We start from the raw sequence: 16,770 nt of genomic DNA on the forward strand, positions 1-16,770 counted from the left end.
TGCCGCATCAATGGCCGGCGAAGTCCACCAGGCAGTAACAGTCGATGCCCAGCTTGTTCAGACGCGCTTCCCCGCCCAGATCCGGCAGGTTGATGATGAACGCGGCGTCTTTCACTTCTCCGCCCAGGCGGCGGATCAGCTTGGTGGTCGCTTCGATGGTGCCGCCGGTCGCCAGCAGATCGTCCACCACCAGCACTTTGTCACCCGCGGTGATGGCGTCGGTGTGGATCTCCAGCTTGTCGGTGCCGTACTCCAGCTCATAGCTTTCGCTGAGCGTGGCGCGCGGCAGTTTGCCCGGTTTGCGCACCGGCACAAAACCGACGCCCAGCGCCAACGCGACGGGCGCGCCGAACAGGAAACCACGCGCTTCGGTACCCACCACCTTGGTCACGCCCGCTTCGCGATAGCGCTCAACCAGCAGCTCGATGCTGGCGGCGTAGGCCAACGGGTTTTCCAGCAGGCTGGTCACGTCGCGGAACAGGATGCCCGGCTTCGGATAATCCGGGATGGTTTTGATACTGTCTTTAATAAACTGAAGCTGCTGCGCAGTAGCGGTCATAATTGTTGCCTGATAAAGCTGCCTGAAAACCGGCGCGCCGCTCACCCGCCGCCGCCGGGTGAAACACACCGGAGAAGGAATGGCAGGCAATCCGCGCACGAAAACGCCCAAATCTATGCAAACTGGCGGAAGAATGCAACTCTCCCCTGCATCTTTCAAGCCGCAGCGTTGTTGACCGCACGCATTCCCCCCGATCACTTACCTCAGTAAGCTCCCGGGGATGCCTGCGTTTGTCGCCTGGCAGCGGCTTGAAAGCTATTGAGGAGTTTAAGGTACAATCAGCGCTGTTTTTGTTGCGGCAGATCAATAACCGGCAGGCGCAGCATAAAGGTCAGCAAAATGGCCAGCATCAGCAGTAACAGCCCGCGCACCCACCAGATTTTCACCAGCCACAGCGAACAGGCGAAGGTGAGCACGATCACCAGCACCGCCTTCCACTTCGCCCCCGGCGGCAGCGCGCGATGCTGCTGCCAATGGCGCAGGTACGGGCCGAACCAGGAGCGGTGCAGCAGCCAGTGATGAAAGCGCGGCGAAGAGCGGGCGAAACACCAGGCGGCCAACAGCAGGAACGGCGTGGTCGGCAACAGCGGCAGCACCACGCCCAACGTCGCCAGCACCACCGCCAGCCAGCCCAAAATGATCAATAACCCACGCGTCATGCGGCTCTTCGCTCCTCAATCGGTTGCCGCCTACTGTAGCATCGGCGCCGCGCCGGCGGAATATGCGTACGGCGCTTGTTTCACGGCAGGATCGCGGGCAAGCTTACGCCTGTTGAAATCAAGAGGGAGCTTATGTGAGCACTCAGCGTCTATTACAGGTGTTGGCGCAGCAGATCGCGGCGCTGGCGGCCGAAGTCACCCCGCGCGGCGACGCCCCGATCCCGCAGGCGCGCTTCGACGCCGCCCTGTTCGCCAACCGCGGCACGCGGCTGCGCGACTACCTGGCCGAGGTGGAGAAGAATTTCGCCCAGCTGCAAAGCGCCGCCAACGACAGCCGCACCAGCCAGGTGGCCTTTCTGGCCGAAAAACTGGTGGCTCAAATCTCTGCCCTGCAGCGCGAGCTGGCAACCCAGGCGCTGCAGCGCAAGAACCAGCCGAAAGAAGCCCCCGAGGCCGATCTGTACCACAAGCTGGCCGAGCATCAGGACTACGAACGCCGGCTGATCGCCATGATTCAGGATCGGGAAAGCCTGCTGGGGCGCCAGACCACGCTGGCGGCGCAGCAAAAGCTGCAGCATGAGCTGGCGGCGCTGGAGGGGAGACTGATGCGCTGCCGTCAGGCGCTGGCGCGCATCGAGCGCAATATCGAGCGCAAAGAAAACGGTTTTTGAAGATTTATCACAATATTTTAATGATTATTCCCGGTTGCGCGCCGGGTTCACTATACTCTGCCGGTACGCGAGTTATTCATTCCATTAATTAATATAAGCGCAGGTACTATGTCTCTGGAAAACGCCTCACCCGAACTGCAACTGGCGGTAGACTTGATTTACCTGCTGGAATGCAACGAGATCGATCCGGCCACCGCGCTGGCGGCGCTGGATATCGTCAAACGGGACTATCAAGAAAAGCTGCAGCGCACCGGCGTCACCTCTCCCTATCTGCCTGCCGGACAATAATAAGGGACAGCGCCGCTGTCCCTTTTGCCTCTCATTAGCTTCTCAGTTCGCCGTCTGGCCGCCTTCATCCGGCGACAGCGTTCTTTTCACTTCCTGCACTTCGTTGCCCTGCTGGTTATGCAGATAGACCTCCAGCTGATTGAAGGCGATGTCGATGTCGTTTTCCCGGCACAAGCGGTCGATTGAGCGGTTCAGCTCGTCTACGGTGTAGCTGCGATCGCGCAGTTCGCGCACATAGAGCCGCAGTTCATGATCCAGCGTGCTGGCGCCGAAGTTGAGGAAGAACACCTGCGGTTCGGGATCGGTCATCACCCGCGGGTTGTCGTGCGCCGCCTGCAGCAGCACCTTTTTCACCTTGTCGAGATCGGAACCGTAGGCCACGCCCACCTTGATCAGCACGCGGGTGATGGTGTCGGACAGCGACCAGTTGATCAGCCGCTCGGTGACGAACGCCTTGTTCGGAATGATCACCTCTTTGCGATCGAAGTCGGTAATGGTGGTGGCGCGAATGCGGATCTTGCTGACCGAACCGGAGAAGGTGCCGATGGTGATGGTATCGCCGATGCGGATCGGGCGTTCGAATAGAATGATCAGGCCGGAAACGAAGTTGGCGAAGATTTCCTGCAGGCCGAAGCCCAGCCCGACCGTCAGGCCGGCGGCCAGCCATTGCAGTTTGTCCCAGGAGACGCCGAGCGATCCCAGCGCAACCACGGCGCCCACGGCGGTAATCAGGTAAGTGAGCACGGTGGTGATGGCATAGGATGCCCCCTGCCGCAGCTGCAGCCGCGACAGCACCACCACCTCCAGCAAACCGGGCAGGTTGCGGGTGAGCACGTAGGCGACGATCACTGCGGCGATCGCCACCATCATGTTGCCCAGCGTCACCGCCTGCGACACGCTGCTGCCCGCCACGGTGCTGGTGTAATGCCACAGCGTGATGCTGTCCAGGTAAGCGATGACCGTCACCAGATCCGACCAAATGGCGTAGAAGGCGCTGGCGAAGATGGCGAACAGCACCAGGGTGGTCAGGCGCAGCGACTGCTGGTTGATCTGATCGAGCGCCAACGGCGGCTCTTCCACCACGGCTTCACCGCCTTCGGCCCCCTCCTTCGCCACATTTTGCCGCCGCGCCAACGCGCGCCGATAGGCCAGACGCCGCGCCGCCACGCTCAGGCCGCGCAGCGCGGTCAGGTACACGATATTCCACAGGAAGAACAGATACAGGCTGTCTATCCAGCGGCTGGCCAGCCGCAGCGTGGTATAGAAGTAGCCGGCAAACATCAGCCCCAGCAGGATCAGCGGCGTGGCGGCGAGCGCGGTGACCACCACCAGCCGCACGGCGTGCGAGCCCTTTTCGCGCCAGCTGTCGCGGCACAGCGGGAACACCAGCACCGTGAGCAGCGCCAGCGTCAACATCACCACGATCTGCCCGATGACGTCCTCCACCAAACGCAGCGGCGCTTTCTCGCCCAAGACCGACCAGAAGATCAACGGCTGCAGCGCCAGCCCCAGCCGCAGCGTCTGGCGACGATAATGCGCGCACAGGTTGGCGCCGAAGTTGAAATGCCGCTCGGCTATGCCGCCCGGCTTCAGCATGCGGTAGCTGAAACCGAACACCAGCCACGACAACGCCAGCTGCTGCGACAGCGCCCAGATAAAGTCGCTGATGCCCAAATCCGCGCGATACATCCAGAAACCGACGCCGAGCAGCAGCGCGGCGCCGGGCAACACCTTCAGCAAGGTCAGCGCGATGGCCTTCGGCGTATGCAGCTGGCCGTCGCGTTTAAGCTGCCCCACGTCGTTGGCCAGTTTTTGCAGATGGCCGTCGATCAGCCGGTAGCGCCAGCGCAATAGCCCGATCGCCAGCAGCATCGGGATCAGGAACACCAGCGCATTCAAGCCGCCCTGCACTAGCTTGCCGCCGTCGAATTTGATATCGAGCCCGGCGAGCTGATCGCGCACCGCCTCAGGCATCGCCTTCAGCCACGCCAGATCGACCGGCTTGTTGCTGTTGACCCAGAAAATCTGCTGGGTCAGCGTATCCTGCAGCGAGCCGTAGACGCTGGTGAGCTGCTGCTGGTTGATCTGCAGGTTGATCGACAGCGACAGCTGGTTGCTGAGCTGCTTGTTCAGCTGATCCAGCAGCTCGCGGCGCATGTCGACAATCTCGTTCAGCGCGTCGATCACTTCCGGGCCGGCCTTTTCCTTGCTTTCGGCCACCAGCTGGTTGATGTAATCCTCCCCCTTGAACAGATCGTCGCGTTGCTGATTGATATCGAACTGCTCCAGCCGCAGATCGGCGATGCGCGTGTCTATATCCGCCAGCAGCGTACCCTGCGGCAGGCTCTGCTGCTGCTGATACAGAATGCGCGACAGCACCAGGCTGCCCTTCAGCACCTGGATCTGCTCTTTCAGGTTACGTTCCGCCTGCAGACCGCGATCGAGCCAGTTTTTGACCCGAATATTCTGCTGGAACAGGGTGTTGCTCTCTTCGGTGGCGGCAATCAGCTGTTGGCTCAGCTGGCGGTTGACGTCCAGCTGCTTGCTGACCAACTGATCGTGCTGGATATCGGTGGCGTCTTCCGGGTTCTGCGCCTCTTTGGCGGTTTTTTCAGACAGCGTCAGGCGCTTGCTGTTGACGAGCTCCTGCAGCAGCTGCACCGACCGATCCAGCGCGTCGATATGCGCCGTGGTGTAATCACGCTGTTTTTGCAGCAGATCTTGTAGCGTGGTGTTGGCTTCCAGGCTCTTGCGCTGCAGCTCCAGCTGCGCGTTGAGCAGCGCCTGTTCGGTGTTCAGCATCACCTGCTGGCTGTTGCGCAGCGAATCTTGCCCCGGCGTCTGGCCGCTGAGCTGGCTGCGGATCTCCTGCAAGCGCTGCGAAGCGGCGTACATGGTGCTCTGCACCCGTTCAGGCTGGGTTTGCAGCGACACCAGTTGGCTGTTGTAGGTCGAGAGGCTCTCCTGCGCGCTTTGCAGCTCGTCGAGCGTTTGATACAGCCGGCTTTCCAGCTGGCGCAGCGACAGCGGCAACAGCGCGGCGCGCGCGGCCACGTTGTCCGTCGGCCGCTTCAGCGCATCCAGTTCGGCGGTGACCTGATTGAGCTTCGCCGGCGCCTGCTGCACCTGCTGTTTGAGCTGTGCGACGTCCTGCCGGTTGCGCTCGATGGCGTCCAGCAGCTCCAGCGTACGGGTTAAATCCTGTTGGGAGAGCTTTTCGACCGGCGTCAGGGCTTTTTGCTTGTTCAGCGTTTCCAGCTGGCTTTGCACTTCGCTGCGCTGCGGCAGATCGCCGTTCAGCGCCGCCTGTGCCGGCAAGCAACACGCAAAAATCAGGAAAAGGAGTGTCACGGCGGCGATGCGCCGCCGGCATGCGCCGACAAACGTGAGCGGCGTCAGAGAAGGCAGAGTCAACCAGCGATGCATGATTTGGCTTCGGATCGGTAAAGAAGCCTGAAGATTATCACGACCGCCGGCGGGCAACGAACAACAAAAACGTTGCCGGTGATGTCTCGTTGTCGCGAAATCAGAAAGTCAGCACTTTCTCCGCCGCCAGCGTCCACTGCGCCAGCTCGACCAGCGTACCGATCGCCACGCCGTCCGCCAGCGGCAAGCGGCTGACGCCGCGCGCGTCGGCGCAGGTCTTGCAGAGCTTGACCGGCACCTGCTGCGCGGTGAGGATCTCCAGCATCTGCTGCAGGTGATACCCTTCGTGCGGCTGCTGTCCGGCCAGCCCGGCCACCACCGCGTCGGACATCAGAAACAGCCGCAGGTCGAGACTGCTCTGCTGCTCTTTCATGGCGATGGCCAACCGCAGCGCATTGAACAAGGATTCATGGCCATAGGCGGCGCCATTGGCGATGAGAACGATGGATGACATGAAATCTCTCCTTATAAAGGAAGGCGGTCGACGTCAGGCGTCGCCGCGTCGGGTTTGAGGCGCAAGGTGGGGCAAAACTGCAGCATCTCCAAAAACGCGTCCACCAGCGCTTCGGCTTCGGCCCGCAGATCGAAACTTTCCGGCATAAACAGCCAGTTTTCCATCAGGCCGGTGATATAACCGCGCAGGATGATCGCCGCACGGCGGGTATGCAAATCGGCGGGCAATTGCCCGTGGTGAATGCAGTTATACAGTACCGCTTCGATGCGTTCGTAGCCGGCGAGGTACAGCACCTTGCGCGAATCCAGCAGCGGCATCATTTCACCGACAAACTCGCATTTGTGGAATATAATTTCCATCAACGCCCGCCTGCGGCCGTCTTCAACCGTAGACGTCAGAATGTAAATCAGAATTTCTCGGATAACCCGCAGTGGATTATCGGGAAACTTTGCCTGATACTCTGTTTCGAGCTGGTCAATTTTCGGCTCGGTAGATTCCCAAACTTCATTAAACAGGTCTACCTTATTCTTGAAGTGCCAGTAGATGGCTCCACGCGTAACCCCGGCAGCGGTGGCAATATCTGTCAGTGACGTTGCAGCAACGCCACGTTCAGAGAACTCTCTCACCGCAGCATCAAGGATTTGCTGTCGGGTTTCTTGCGCCTGCTGTTTGGTTTTTCGTGCCATGGCATTGTTATTTAGGGGGAGTGTGATTTACATACATTCGCGAATGTATGTACCATAGCACGCACATATAATTAACGCAGCAATGGGTTTTAAAGCTTGTGATCCATTGATCATTTTGAAATCGGACACTTGAGGTTTTTCTATGAACAAAAACAGAGGGTTAACGCCTCTGGCGGCCGTTCTGATGCTTTCAGGCAGCTTAGTGCTAACAGGATGTAACGATAAAGAAACCCAACAGCAAGGCGCCCACCAGCAGGCTCCTGAAGTGGGCGTAGTGACCTTGAAAGCCGAGCCTCTCAACATCACTACCGATCTTCCTGGCCGCACCGCTGCGTATCGCATCGCCGAAGTTCGCCCTCAGGTCAGCGGCATCATCCTGAAGCGCAACTTCGTTGAAGGCAGCGATATCAAAGCCGGGACGTCTCTGTACCAAATCGATCCCGCCACCTATCAGGCCAGCTACGACAGCGCGAAAGGCGATTTGGCCAAAGCGCAGGCCAGCGCTTCCATCGCACGCGTGACGGTAAACCGCTACAAGCCATTGCTGGGCACGAGCTACATCAGTAAACAGGACTACGACAACGCCGTCTCCACGCTGCAGCAGGCGGACGCCGCCGTCGTGGCCGCCAAGGCCGCCGTGGAAACCGCGCGCATCAACCTGGCATACACCAAGGTGACCTCCCCGATCTCCGGCCGCATCGGCAAGTCCGCCGTGACCGAAGGCGCACTGGTCAGCAACGGCCAGGCGACCGCCCTGTCCACCGTGCAGCAGCTGGATCCGATGTATGTCGACGTCACCCAGTCGAGCACCGACTTCCTGCGCCTGAAGCAAGAACTGGCCAGCGGCGCGCTGAAGCAGGAAAACGGCAAGGCCAAGGTGAAACTGATGCTGGAAAACGGCGCTGAATACGCGCAGGAAGGCACGCTGGAGTTCTCCGACGTCACCGTCGATGAGACCACCGGCTCCATCACCATTCGCGCCCTGTTCCCTAACCCGAACGATACGCTGCTGCCGGGCATGTTCGTGCGCGCCCGTCTGGACGAAGGCGTGCGCAGCGATGCACTGCTGGTGCCTCAGCAAGGCGTTACCCGCAACCCGCGCGGCGACGCGACGGCGTTGGTGGTAGGGGCAGACGACAAAGTTGAGCTGCGCACGCTGAAGGCAGACCAGGCGATTGGCGACAAATGGCTGGTTACCGATGGCCTGAAAGCCGGCGATCGCGTGATCGTCTCCGGCCTGATGAAAGTGCATCCGGGCGCGCAGGTAAAAGTGCAGGAAGTTGACACTCAGGCGCAAAAACAGCCGCAGTCTGAAGCGCAGAAGTCATAAAAAGGAGCCTGTAATACATGGCTAAGTTCTTTATAGATCGCCCGATTTTCGCCTGGGTAATCGCCATCATCGTCATGTTGGCGGGGGTGCTTGCAATAATGAAACTGCCTATCGCGCAGTATCCCACTATTGCACCGCCGGCGGTGAGCATTTCCGCCAACTACCCGGGCGCAGATGCCAAAACGGTGCAGGATACCGTCACGCAGATTATCGAACAGAACATGAACGGTATCGATAACCTGATGTACATGTCCTCCACCAGTGATTCCTCTGGTAGCGTCACCATTACCCTGACGTTTGATTCCGGCACCGATCCTGACATCGCGCAGGTTCAGGTCCAGAACAAACTGTCGTTGGCCACCCCGTTGCTGCCGCAAGAAGTTCAGCAACAGGGCCTGAAAGTAGAAAAATCCAGCAGCAGCTTCCTGATGGTGGCCGGCTTCGTTTCCGACGATCCGAACATGACTCAGGACGATATTGCGGACTACGTGGCGTCCAACATCAAGGACCCGATCAGCCGTTCGTCCGGCGTGGGTGAAGTGCAGCTGTTCGGTGCCCAGTACGCGATGCGTATCTGGCTGGATCCGAACAAGCTGAACAACTACCAGCTGACGACCACGGACGTGACCTCCGCCATCACCGAGCAGAACAACCAGATCGCCGCAGGCCAGCTGGGCGGCCTGCCGCCGGTGCCGGGGCAGCAGTTGAATGCCTCGATCATCGCGCAGACCCGTCTGACTTCGCCGGAAGAGTTCGGCAAGATCCTGCTGAAGGTAAATACCGACGGTTCCCAGGTGCGCCTGCGCGACGTCGCTCATATCGAGCGCGGCGCGGAAAGCTATGCCGTTACCGCTCGCTACAACGGCAAGCCGGCCGCCGGTCTGGGTATCAAACTGGCAACCGGCGCCAACGCCCTGAACACCGCCAAAGGTGTGAAAGACGAGTTGGCCAAGATGGCGCCCTTCTTCCCGCAAGGGATGAAAGTGGTTTATCCGTACGACACCACCCCGTTCGTTAAAATCTCCATCAACGAAGTGGTGAAAACGCTGATCGAAGCCATCATCCTGGTATTCCTGGTGATGTATCTGTTCCTGCAGAACTTCCGCGCGACGCTGATCCCAACCATCGCGGTGCCGGTAGTACTGCTGGGGACCTTTGCGATCCTCGCGGCGTTTGGCTTCTCGATAAACACCCTGACGATGTTCGGCATGGTGTTGGCGATCGGCCTGCTGGTGGATGACGCCATCGTAGTGGTGGAAAACGTCGAGCGCGTTATGTCCGAAGAGGGGCTGCCGCCGAAAGAAGCGACCCGTAAATCGATGGGCCAGATCCAGGGCGCGCTGGTGGGTATCGCCATGGTGCTGTCGGCGGTATTCGTGCCGATGGCGTTCTTCGGCGGTTCAACCGGCGCTATCTATCGCCAGTTCTCGATCACCATCGTGTCCGCGATGGCGCTGTCGGTGCTAGTGGCCTTGATCCTGACGCCGGCGCTGTGCGCCACCATGCTCAAACCGATCCCGAAAGGCGATCACGGGGTTAAAACAGGCTTCTTCGGCTGGTTTAACCGCATGTTTGAGAAGAGCACGCATCACTATACCGACAGCGTGGGCAACATCCTGCGCAGCACCGGTCGCTACCTGATCATCTACCTGCTGATCGTGGTTGGCATGGGCCTGCTGTTCCTGCGCCTGCCTTCCTCGTTCCTGCCGGACGAAGATCAGGGCATCCTGTTGACCATGGTGCAGCTGCCTGCCGGTGCCACCGAGTCCCGTACCAACAAAGTGCTGGAAGAAGTCTCCGACTACTTCCTGAACAAGGAAAAGGACAACGTGGTTTCGGTGTTTACCGTCGCGGGCTTCGGCTTCAACGGTAACGGCCAGAACAACGGCCTGGCATTCGTCAGCCTGAAGGACTGGGGTGAACGTCCAGGGGCCGGGAACAAGGTCGAGGCGATCGCAGGCCGTGCCATGGGTGCGTTCTCGCAGATTAAAGAAGGCCTGGTGTTCCCGTTCAACCTGCCGGCGATTATCGAACTCGGTACCGCAACCGGCTTCGACTTCGAGCTGATTGACCAGGGCGGCCTGGGGCACGAAAAACTGACCGAAGCGCGTAACCAGCTGTTGGGCATGGTTGCTCAGCATCCGGACGTGCTGGTGGGCGTGCGCCCGAACGGCCTGGAAGATACGCCGCAGTTCAAACTGATCGTCGATCAGGAGAAAGCCAAGGCGCTGGGCGTCAGCATCACCACCATCAACAGCACGCTGAGCACCGCCCTGGGTGGTTCGTACGTCAACGACTTCATCGACCGCGGTCGTGTGAAGAAGGTGTACGTGCAGGCCGAGGCGCCGTTCCGTATGCTGCCGGAAGACATCAACAAATGGTACGTGCGCGGCACGAGCGGCCAGATGGTGCCATTCTCCGCCTTCTCTTCGGCGAAATGGGAATACGGCTCACCGCGCTTGGAACGCTATAACGGCTTGCCGTCGATGGAAATTCTGGGCCAGGCCGCACCGGGCAAGAGTACCGGTGAAGCGATGAACCTGATGGAACAGCTGGCATCCAAACTGCCAAGCGGCATCGGTTACGACTGGACCGGTATGTCCTATCAGGAACGTCTGTCGGGCAACCAGGCGCCGGCGCTGTACGCCATCTCGATTCTGGTGGTGTTCCTGTGTCTGGCAGCGCTGTATGAAAGCTGGTCCGTGCCGTTCTCGGTCATGCTGGTATTGCCGCTGGGGGTTATCGGTGCGTTGCTGGCCGCGACGATGCGCGGCATGAACAACGACGTGTACTTCCAGGTGGGGCTGCTGACCACCATAGGTCTATCGGCGAAGAACGCCATCCTGATCGTTGAGTTCGCCAAGGATCTGATGGAGAAAGAAGGCAAAGGTCTGATCGAAGCGACGTTGGAAGCGGTGCGTATGCGTCTGCGCCCAATCCTGATGACATCTCTGGCCTTCATCCTCGGGGTTCTGCCGCTGGTTATCAGCAGCGGTGCAGGCTCCGGCGCACAGAACGCGGTAGGTACCGGCGTAATGGGCGGGATGATCACCGCCACCGTCTTGGCGATCTTCTTCGTACCGGTGTTCTTCGTGGTGGTTCGCCGCCGCTTCAGCAAGAAGAACGAGGACCTGGAACACAGCCATCCGGTAGAGCACCACTGATCGCTCAGTGATGTGAGCTCCACCCGATAATCGAAAAGGCCGCGCATGCGGCCTTTTTCTTTTGCTTCAGTTGCTTAATGCAAACCGTTCTCATTAATTCACTCTTGTGTGCAATTTGCGCTTGATCGCGATGCCAGGTCGGCGCATAATTACTGTTATAGTATAACATTACAAGAGAGAGCCATTATGAAACCCGGCATCCATCCCGATTATCGCACCGTGGTGTTCCACGACGTTAGCGCCAATGCCTACTTCAAAGTGGGATCGACCATCAAAACCGATCGCACCATCGAGCTGGACGGCGAAAGCTGGCCGTATGTCACCCTTGACGTCTCTTCTGCTTCGCATCCGTATTACACCGGCAAGCAGAAAGACTATTCCAAAGAAGGCAGCACGGCGCGCTTCCAGCAGCGCTTTGGCCGCTTTATCGGCAATAAGTAACAAGGAAATCCCATGCAGGTATTGAGTTCATTGCGTTCGGCGAAAAACCGCCACCCTGATTGCAAAGTCGTGCGCCGTCGTGGCCGCATCTATGTGATCTGTAAAAGCAATCCGCGATTCAAAGCGGTACAGGGACGTAAGAAAAAGCGTTAACTCCAAAGTGTCATCTGTCGCAAAGCCCCGTTGCAGCTCAACGGGGCTTTTTTTTTATGGCGAGAAAGTGCCTGCAAGCCGTCCCCCGCCGGCAGGCGGGGGCAGAGATTACTTCATGCTGCTCAGCAGTGCGTCGACATTGTGCTTGAACGCCTGCTCATAGGTGGCCGCCGGGCCGCCCGCGCGGGAGAGCGCTTCAGGGTACAGCTCGCCGCCCGCCTTGGCGCCGGTGGCGGCGGCGATCTGTTTCACCAACCGCGGATCGGTCTGATTTTCGATAAAGTAAGCGTTGACCTTTTCCTGTTTGATTTGCTTGATCAGGCCCGCCACGTCGCTGGCGCTGGCTTCGGCCTCGGTGGAAAACCCGACCGGGGCAAGGAAGGTGACGCCGTACTCTTGCCCAAAGTAGCCAAACGCATCATGGCTGGTCAGCACCTTGCGTTTCTGTGGCGGTACTGCCGCGAACTGGGTTTTGGCCCACAGGTCCAGCTTTTGCAGTTGCTGAATATATTCGGCTCCGCGCTGGCGAAAATAGTTGGCATCTTCGGGATCGGCGGCAATCAGGGCGTTCATCACGTTGGTGGCGTACTGCACGCCGTTTTTCATGCTGTTCCAGGCGTGAGGATCGGTAATCGGTTTGCCGTCCTCCTCCATTTGGCGGGTGCTGATCCCCTGTGAAGCGGTGATCACCTGCCCTTTATAACCCGAAGCGCTGACCAGACGATCGATCCACCCTTCCAGTCCCAGGCCGCTGACGAACACCACATCAGCCTGAGCCAGCGTCTTGCCGTCCTGCGGCGAAGGCTCGAAACTGTGCGGATCGCCATCCGGCCCCACCAGCGTGCTAACCTTGACGTGATCGCCTCCCACCTGTTTGACGATATCGCCCAGAATGGAAAAGCTGGCGACGGCGTCGACGGTCTTCGCCATCGCCAATGGGCTGGCCAGCAGAGCAGCAACCGCCAGCGATATAGGTAAACGTTTCATACTTTCTCCTTGCAAAGGGCACTTCTCAACGGCGCGCGAAGGCGCAAATGCCTCCGCGCGTTCCAAACAGGATCGAGACGAAAAAGATGACGCTGGCGCTGAGCACGATCGCCGGGCCGGCAGGCAATGACGCGTAATAGGACCACACCAGCCCAATCACGCTGGAAAGCGCGCCGATGCCCATCGCCGTCGCCAGCGTCTGCGGCAGATTGCGCGCCCAGAAGCGCGCGCTGGCGGCGGGCAGCATCATCAGCCCCACCGACATCAGGGTGCCGAGGATCTGGAATCCCGCCACCAGATTGACCACCACCAGCGCCAGAAACAGGCCGTGGATCAGCGCCAACCGGCGCGGCGCATTGACGCGCAGAAAAGTCACGTCGAAGGATTCGATCACTAACGCGCGATACAGCGCCGCCAGCGCCAGCAGCGAAACCGAGGCGATTGCACCGACCATCAGCATGGCCTGCGCATCGACCGCCAGAATCGAACCGAACAGCACGTGCAGCAGATCCACACTGGAACCGCGCAGCGAGACCAGCGTGACTCCCAGCGCCAACGACCCCAGATAGAACCCGGCGAAGCTGGCATCTTCTTTTAACGGCGTGCGGCGGCTCACCAGGCCGGACAGCATCGCCACCGCCAGCCCGGCAATAAAGCCGCCCACGCCCATCGCCACCAGCGACATGCCGGAGATCAGATAACCGATCGCCGCGCCCGGCAACACCGCGTGGGACAATGCGTCCCCGACCAGGCTCATGCGGCGCAGCAGCAGAAACACGCCCAGCGGGGCTGCGCTGAGCGACAGCGCCAGGCACGCCATGAGCGCACGGCGCATAAAACCGAAAGAGAGGAAAGGATCGATAAGCCCATGCAACAGCATCATGGCGCCACCGCCCGCAGATCCGGCTGCCGTTCGGCGCGATACCTCGGCACCTGCTCCAGCACCCGCTCAGCCGCGCCCCAGTGGCAAGCCTGCGGCGTCAGCAACAGCGCCTGCGGGAAATGCTCGGCAACCATCGACATATCGTGCAGCACGGCAATCACCGTTCTCCCCTGCCGGTGCAGTTGCGCAATCGCCTGCAGCAAAATCTGCGTGGTGGCGCTGTCGATGCCGGTAAAAGGTTCATCCAGCAGGATCAGCGGCGCCTGTTGGACCAGCAGGCGCGCAAACAGCACTCGCTGCAGCTGGCCACCGGACAGCTCGCCCACCGGGCTGCGCGCCAGCGCACTCATGCCAACGTTCGCCAGCGCCTCATTGACCTGGCTCGTCGCACGCTTGTTCATGCCGCCGAACATGCCGCTTTGCGGCCAACAGCCCATCGCCACCAGATCGCTCACCGCGATAGGGAACTGCCGATCCAGTTCCGCCTGCTGCGGTAAATACGCTCTGCGCGGTGGCTTTCCGCCGCTAAAACTCAGGCTGCCCCCCAACGGCGGCAACAATCCGGCGAAGGTTTTCAGCAGCGTCGACTTACCCGCCCCGTTGACGCCCACCACCGCGGTTAACGATCCGGCAGTAAACTGCCCGCTCAGCGGCGGGAAAAGTGGCGTGGCCCCATAGCCTATCGCCAACTGACGCAAGGTGATCATGGCAGCGACACCGCCCAGAAAATGCCGAGCCACAACAGGGCCAGCAGCACAACGGCCCCCGAACAGCGCACGGCAGCGGAGGTGGTAAACAACGAATTCAGTGACGACGCAGCGTCATGTTGTGAAGAGGGAGTCAATGTCGTGACCAACGCGATGGAATAATGGTTACAATATAACATCACACTCACTACAACGTCTCAAGCCCTGCCGTGCCAATTAATGCAACGGAACGTAACAGCCCCGCGCAGCGGCTCTCCCCCGCCACGCTCCCCTTATCAATCTCAGGGATATTCCCGTTCAACAGAAATGTTGGCATAGGGTAAAGAACAGCGGTAAATCGAAAAATTTACCGGCGCGTGTGGAAAAGGAGTAAGATAAGCAGATAACATTGCTGTTGGCCGATCTTAATGCTTGTTACCCTTGCCTGTAGCCTGGACGTCAACGCACTTTCTGTTAAAAAATTAAAGAAAGTGATTAATGACAATATAGCGGAGTTAGTGCCGGCGCTGACCAGTGGACTCAGTTTTTATTCTGAAAGCGCACGCTATGCCGAAGATTCATTAGAAATACTTGATATAGTGCAACAAGGTGACGGCGGTTATTCAATGAGTTATCGCTATAAGTGGGGCATTTTTAATGCCTGTCTGGATATCAACAGCGAAGATATCATCAACGACAGCGTCCGGTTTCGAGTGACGGAGCGGGGTTTAATCTTCGACATCATTGATAACTCACGTCCATCAACTGCGGATGAATTGTAAGTTTACGTAATAACTGCAGGCCAAACGCGAAAAAATGATTTATATTCATTTTACGGGAAGTTTATTTAACCACCGTTAAGCTGCCTCCGTTCATGATGTAAATCAGCTTACTCACATAGTGTTATCACACCGCAATTAAGACTTACGGAGGGGATGATATGGATGAGTATTCGCCTAAGCGACACGACATTGCTCAGCTCAAATTCTTGTGCGAAAATTTGTATGATGAAGGTATCGCTACCCTGGGAGACAGCCACCACGGGTGGGTCAACGATCCGACATCCTCCGTCAACCTGCAGCTTAATGAGTTGATCGAACATATCGCTTCGTTTGTGATGAGTTATAAAATTAAATACATGGACGAATCAGACCTGTCGGAGTTAGTCGAAGAATATCTCGACGATACTTATACGCTGTTCAGCAGCTACGGTATCAATGATTCCGACCTGCGCCGCTGGCAAAAGACCAAGGCGAGATTATTCAGAATGTTCTCAGGAGAGGACATCTGTACGACAATGAAAACTTAGGGGATAATTATTCCCGAGCTATTTTACGGTTATTAAACTAAAAGGCCACCATGACTAAAACCGACTATCTGATGCGTTTACGTAAATGCACCACGATTGATACTCTCGAACGTGTTATTGAGAAAAATAAGTACGAGCTTTCCGATGATGAACTGGAGCTGTTTTACTCAGCGGCCGATCACCGTCTGGCGGAGCTCACCATGAACAAACTGTATGACAAAATCCCCACCTCCGTTTGGAAATATGTCAGGTAATCAGACCCCAACGCGTTGAGCCGATGCTTTTATCGGCTTCAATGTCCACGTTAAATACGTATTTTTCCTATTGACAATGAAATGTTAATTACGTTCATCTTTATCGTTAATAATAAATAGCAACACTTCTCTGTTCCTGTTCGGGGTATAACGCGATTAACGCGTGATGACTCTCGCCCCCTTCTTAACGGCCACCAGCGTAACGGCCATGCAGCCAATCCCTCCTAACCTATACCCCTCGCGGCCACGCCGCCGCACTGCCTCGCCGGGCGGCGTGATCGCCCCTTAAAATCAGAGCATGCGGCGCAAAATCGCCTGCCGGGCAAAACAGTGGTGTTTAATCACCGCCGCAACGTGCAGCACGATCATGGCCGACAGCGCGATACACGAATAGCGGTGCACGGCGAAAAAGAAGCGGTTAACGTCGAGATTTGCAATCGGGCGTGGGAAGTCAATCGCACCGAAAACGGCAAAGCCGTGCTCCAGCATGAGGAATCCGCTGATCAGCACCACGAAAATCAGCAGGTAGAATATTTCGTGCAGCAAATGCACCAATCCCTTCTCGTGCCCTTGCAGCATATCGCCATAGGGCACCTTCGGCCGGAAAAAGCGCCAGATAAAGCGCGCCGCCATCAGCGGTGTCAGCACCAAAGCCAACGACATATTGGTCACGGAGAAAAAAGCGAAGATGCGCGCATCCGTCATAAAATGCAGCGAATAACCGACAATCATTACGTAGATCATGACCGCGGCAATGCCCCAATGCAGTAACCGACTGAAAAGATCGTAACGGGCAGGTTCGTGTGACATAAAACTCCTT

The 16,770-nt window shown here is 58.3% G+C and carries 18 protein-coding genes; 9 read left to right on the forward strand and 9 right to left on the reverse strand.

Translation table 11 applies throughout. The annotated features are described in order from the left end of the window. Positions 1-7: 7 nt before the first annotated feature. Positions 8-559, reverse strand: coding sequence for an adenine phosphoribosyltransferase (apt, locus tag FUU19_RS09565; protein ID WP_019454166.1), 552 nt, complete (start codon positions 557-559; stop codon positions 8-10). Between the two features lie 278 nt (positions 560-837). Further along, on the reverse strand, positions 838-1,218 hold the full coding sequence (locus tag FUU19_RS09570) for a DUF454 family protein (RefSeq protein ID WP_004940275.1): 381 nt from the start codon (positions 1,216-1,218) through the stop codon (positions 838-840). 134 nt (positions 1,219-1,352) lie between these two features. Here FUU19_RS09570 and priC point away from each other — a divergent pair, with 134 nt between their 5' ends. Beyond that, a complete protein-coding gene (gene priC / locus FUU19_RS09575; RefSeq protein WP_230507116.1) occupies positions 1,353-1,889 on the forward strand; it encodes a primosomal replication protein PriC in 537 nt (178 codons plus the stop codon). 108 nt (positions 1,890-1,997) lie between these two features. Further along, positions 1,998-2,177, forward strand: a complete 180-nt coding sequence (rsmS, locus tag FUU19_RS09580; protein ID WP_141970583.1) for a pleiotropic regulatory protein RsmS — start codon at positions 1,998-2,000, stop codon at positions 2,175-2,177. A gap of 42 nt (positions 2,178-2,219) precedes the next feature. On the opposite strand, the gene mscK is transcribed toward rsmS, so the two are convergent. The 3 genes from mscK to acrR all read right to left on the reverse strand — a co-directional run bounded on the left by mscK (position 2,220) and on the right by acrR (position 6,743). After that, a complete protein-coding gene (gene mscK / locus FUU19_RS09585) occupies positions 2,220-5,603 on the reverse strand; it encodes a mechanosensitive channel MscK (protein ID WP_230490087.1) in 3,384 nt (1,127 codons plus the stop codon). Positions 5,604-5,703: 100 nt separating this feature from the next. Further along, on the reverse strand, positions 5,704-6,057 hold the full coding sequence (locus FUU19_RS09590; RefSeq protein WP_033647269.1) for a DsrE/DsrF/TusD sulfur relay family protein: 354 nt from the start codon (positions 6,055-6,057) through the stop codon (positions 5,704-5,706). Between the two features lie 11 nt (positions 6,058-6,068). Then, complete coding sequence (gene acrR, locus FUU19_RS09595; protein ID WP_141970587.1) at positions 6,069-6,743, reverse strand: multidrug efflux transporter transcriptional repressor AcrR; 675 nt, start codon at positions 6,741-6,743, stop codon at positions 6,069-6,071. Positions 6,744-6,885: 142 nt separating this feature from the next. Between acrR and sdeX the strand changes: the two genes are divergently transcribed. From sdeX to ykgO, 4 genes are all read left to right on the forward strand, one after another. Then, entirely contained in the window at positions 6,886-8,073 is a 1,188-nt protein-coding gene (gene sdeX / locus FUU19_RS09600) for a multidrug efflux RND transporter periplasmic adaptor subunit SdeX (RefSeq protein WP_049199912.1), read from the forward strand. Positions 8,074-8,090: 17 nt separating this feature from the next. Then, on the forward strand, positions 8,091-11,237 hold the full coding sequence (gene sdeY / locus FUU19_RS09605; protein WP_060423439.1) for a multidrug efflux RND transporter permease subunit SdeY: 3,147 nt from the start codon (positions 8,091-8,093) through the stop codon (positions 11,235-11,237). 186 nt (positions 11,238-11,423) lie between these two features. Next, positions 11,424-11,678 (forward strand): type B 50S ribosomal protein L31, encoded by a 255-nt coding sequence (locus FUU19_RS09610; RefSeq protein WP_004940303.1) that lies wholly within the window; start codon positions 11,424-11,426, stop codon positions 11,676-11,678. Positions 11,679-11,690: 12 nt separating this feature from the next. Beyond that, on the forward strand, positions 11,691-11,831 hold the full coding sequence (ykgO, locus tag FUU19_RS09615; RefSeq protein ID WP_004940304.1) for a type B 50S ribosomal protein L36: 141 nt from the start codon (positions 11,691-11,693) through the stop codon (positions 11,829-11,831). A gap of 108 nt (positions 11,832-11,939) precedes the next feature. On the opposite strand, the gene FUU19_RS09620 is transcribed toward ykgO, so the two are convergent. The 3 genes from FUU19_RS09620 to FUU19_RS09630 are packed head-to-tail and all read right to left on the reverse strand — an operon-like array spanning position 11,940 to position 14,408. Next, entirely contained in the window at positions 11,940-12,818 is an 879-nt protein-coding gene (locus tag FUU19_RS09620) for a metal ABC transporter substrate-binding protein (protein ID WP_197833073.1), read from the reverse strand. A gap of 25 nt (positions 12,819-12,843) precedes the next feature. Next, entirely contained in the window at positions 12,844-13,701 is an 858-nt protein-coding gene (locus tag FUU19_RS09625; RefSeq protein ID WP_043135664.1) for a metal ABC transporter permease, read from the reverse strand. Continuing rightward, on the reverse strand, positions 13,698-14,408 hold the full coding sequence (locus tag FUU19_RS09630) for a metal ABC transporter ATP-binding protein (RefSeq protein WP_141970591.1): 711 nt from the start codon (positions 14,406-14,408) through the stop codon (positions 13,698-13,700). The genes FUU19_RS09625 and FUU19_RS09630 overlap by 4 nt, the downstream gene beginning before the upstream one ends. 407 nt (positions 14,409-14,815) lie before the next feature. Between FUU19_RS09630 and FUU19_RS09635 the strand changes: the two genes are divergently transcribed. The 3 genes from FUU19_RS09635 (at position 14,816) to FUU19_RS09645 (ending at position 15,950) form a co-directional block, all read left to right on the forward strand. After that, positions 14,816-15,169, forward strand: a complete 354-nt coding sequence (locus FUU19_RS09635; RefSeq protein ID WP_197800119.1) for a hypothetical protein — start codon at positions 14,816-14,818, stop codon at positions 15,167-15,169. Positions 15,170-15,327: 158 nt separating this feature from the next. Then, positions 15,328-15,696: an Hha toxicity modulator TomB gene (gene tomB / locus FUU19_RS09640; RefSeq protein ID WP_004940312.1), complete on the forward strand. Its 369-nt coding sequence runs from the start codon at positions 15,328-15,330 to the stop codon at positions 15,694-15,696. Positions 15,697-15,746: 50 nt separating this feature from the next. Next, on the forward strand, positions 15,747-15,950 hold the full coding sequence (locus FUU19_RS09645; protein ID WP_004940313.1) for an HHA domain-containing protein: 204 nt from the start codon (positions 15,747-15,749) through the stop codon (positions 15,948-15,950). Positions 15,951-16,241: 291 nt separating this feature from the next. Here the strand turns inward: FUU19_RS09645 and FUU19_RS09650 are convergent, their stop codons facing one another. Further along, entirely contained in the window at positions 16,242-16,760 is a 519-nt protein-coding gene (locus tag FUU19_RS09650; RefSeq protein WP_197833074.1) for a cytochrome b, read from the reverse strand. Positions 16,761-16,770: the final 10 nt, after the last annotated feature.

Source organism: Serratia montpellierensis (assembly GCF_020858655.1).
Classification (GTDB): domain Bacteria; phylum Pseudomonadota; class Gammaproteobacteria; order Enterobacterales; family Enterobacteriaceae; genus Serratia; species Serratia montpellierensis.

What these genes read in the sequence shown, in the direction of transcription:
- apt (WP_019454166.1), bottom strand. Translation starts at nt 559, where the DNA reads ATGACCGCTACTGCGCAGCAGCTTCAGTTTATTAAAGACAGTATCAAA.
- FUU19_RS09620 (WP_197833073.1), bottom strand. Translation starts at nt 12,818, where the DNA reads ATGAAACGTTTACCTATATCGCTGGCGGTTGCTGCTCTGCTGGCCAGC.
- FUU19_RS09630 (WP_141970591.1), bottom strand. Translation starts at nt 14,408, where the DNA reads ATGATCACCTTGCGTCAGTTGGCGATAGGCTATGGGGCCACGCCACTT.
- FUU19_RS09650 (WP_197833074.1), bottom strand. Translation starts at nt 16,760, where the DNA reads ATGTCACACGAACCTGCCCGTTACGATCTTTTCAGTCGGTTACTGCAT.
- FUU19_RS09645 (WP_004940313.1), top strand. Translation starts at nt 15,747, where the DNA reads ATGACTAAAACCGACTATCTGATGCGTTTACGTAAATGCACCACGATT.
- sdeX (WP_049199912.1), top strand. Translation starts at nt 6,886, where the DNA reads ATGAACAAAAACAGAGGGTTAACGCCTCTGGCGGCCGTTCTGATGCTT.
- tomB (WP_004940312.1), top strand. Translation starts at nt 15,328, where the DNA reads ATGGATGAGTATTCGCCTAAGCGACACGACATTGCTCAGCTCAAATTC.
- FUU19_RS09590 (WP_033647269.1), bottom strand. Translation starts at nt 6,057, where the DNA reads ATGTCATCCATCGTTCTCATCGCCAATGGCGCCGCCTATGGCCATGAA.
- rsmS (WP_141970583.1), top strand. Translation starts at nt 1,998, where the DNA reads ATGTCTCTGGAAAACGCCTCACCCGAACTGCAACTGGCGGTAGACTTG.
- FUU19_RS09610 (WP_004940303.1), top strand. Translation starts at nt 11,424, where the DNA reads ATGAAACCCGGCATCCATCCCGATTATCGCACCGTGGTGTTCCACGAC.
- sdeY (WP_060423439.1), top strand. Translation starts at nt 8,091, where the DNA reads ATGGCTAAGTTCTTTATAGATCGCCCGATTTTCGCCTGGGTAATCGCC.
- FUU19_RS09635 (WP_197800119.1), top strand. Translation starts at nt 14,816, where the DNA reads ATGCTTGTTACCCTTGCCTGTAGCCTGGACGTCAACGCACTTTCTGTT.
- FUU19_RS09570 (WP_004940275.1), bottom strand. Translation starts at nt 1,218, where the DNA reads ATGACGCGTGGGTTATTGATCATTTTGGGCTGGCTGGCGGTGGTGCTG.
- mscK (WP_230490087.1), bottom strand. Translation starts at nt 5,603, where the DNA reads ATGCATCGCTGGTTGACTCTGCCTTCTCTGACGCCGCTCACGTTTGTC.
- ykgO (WP_004940304.1), top strand. Translation starts at nt 11,691, where the DNA reads ATGCAGGTATTGAGTTCATTGCGTTCGGCGAAAAACCGCCACCCTGAT.
- FUU19_RS09625 (WP_043135664.1), bottom strand. Translation starts at nt 13,701, where the DNA reads ATGATGCTGTTGCATGGGCTTATCGATCCTTTCCTCTCTTTCGGTTTT.
- acrR (WP_141970587.1), bottom strand. Translation starts at nt 6,743, where the DNA reads ATGGCACGAAAAACCAAACAGCAGGCGCAAGAAACCCGACAGCAAATC.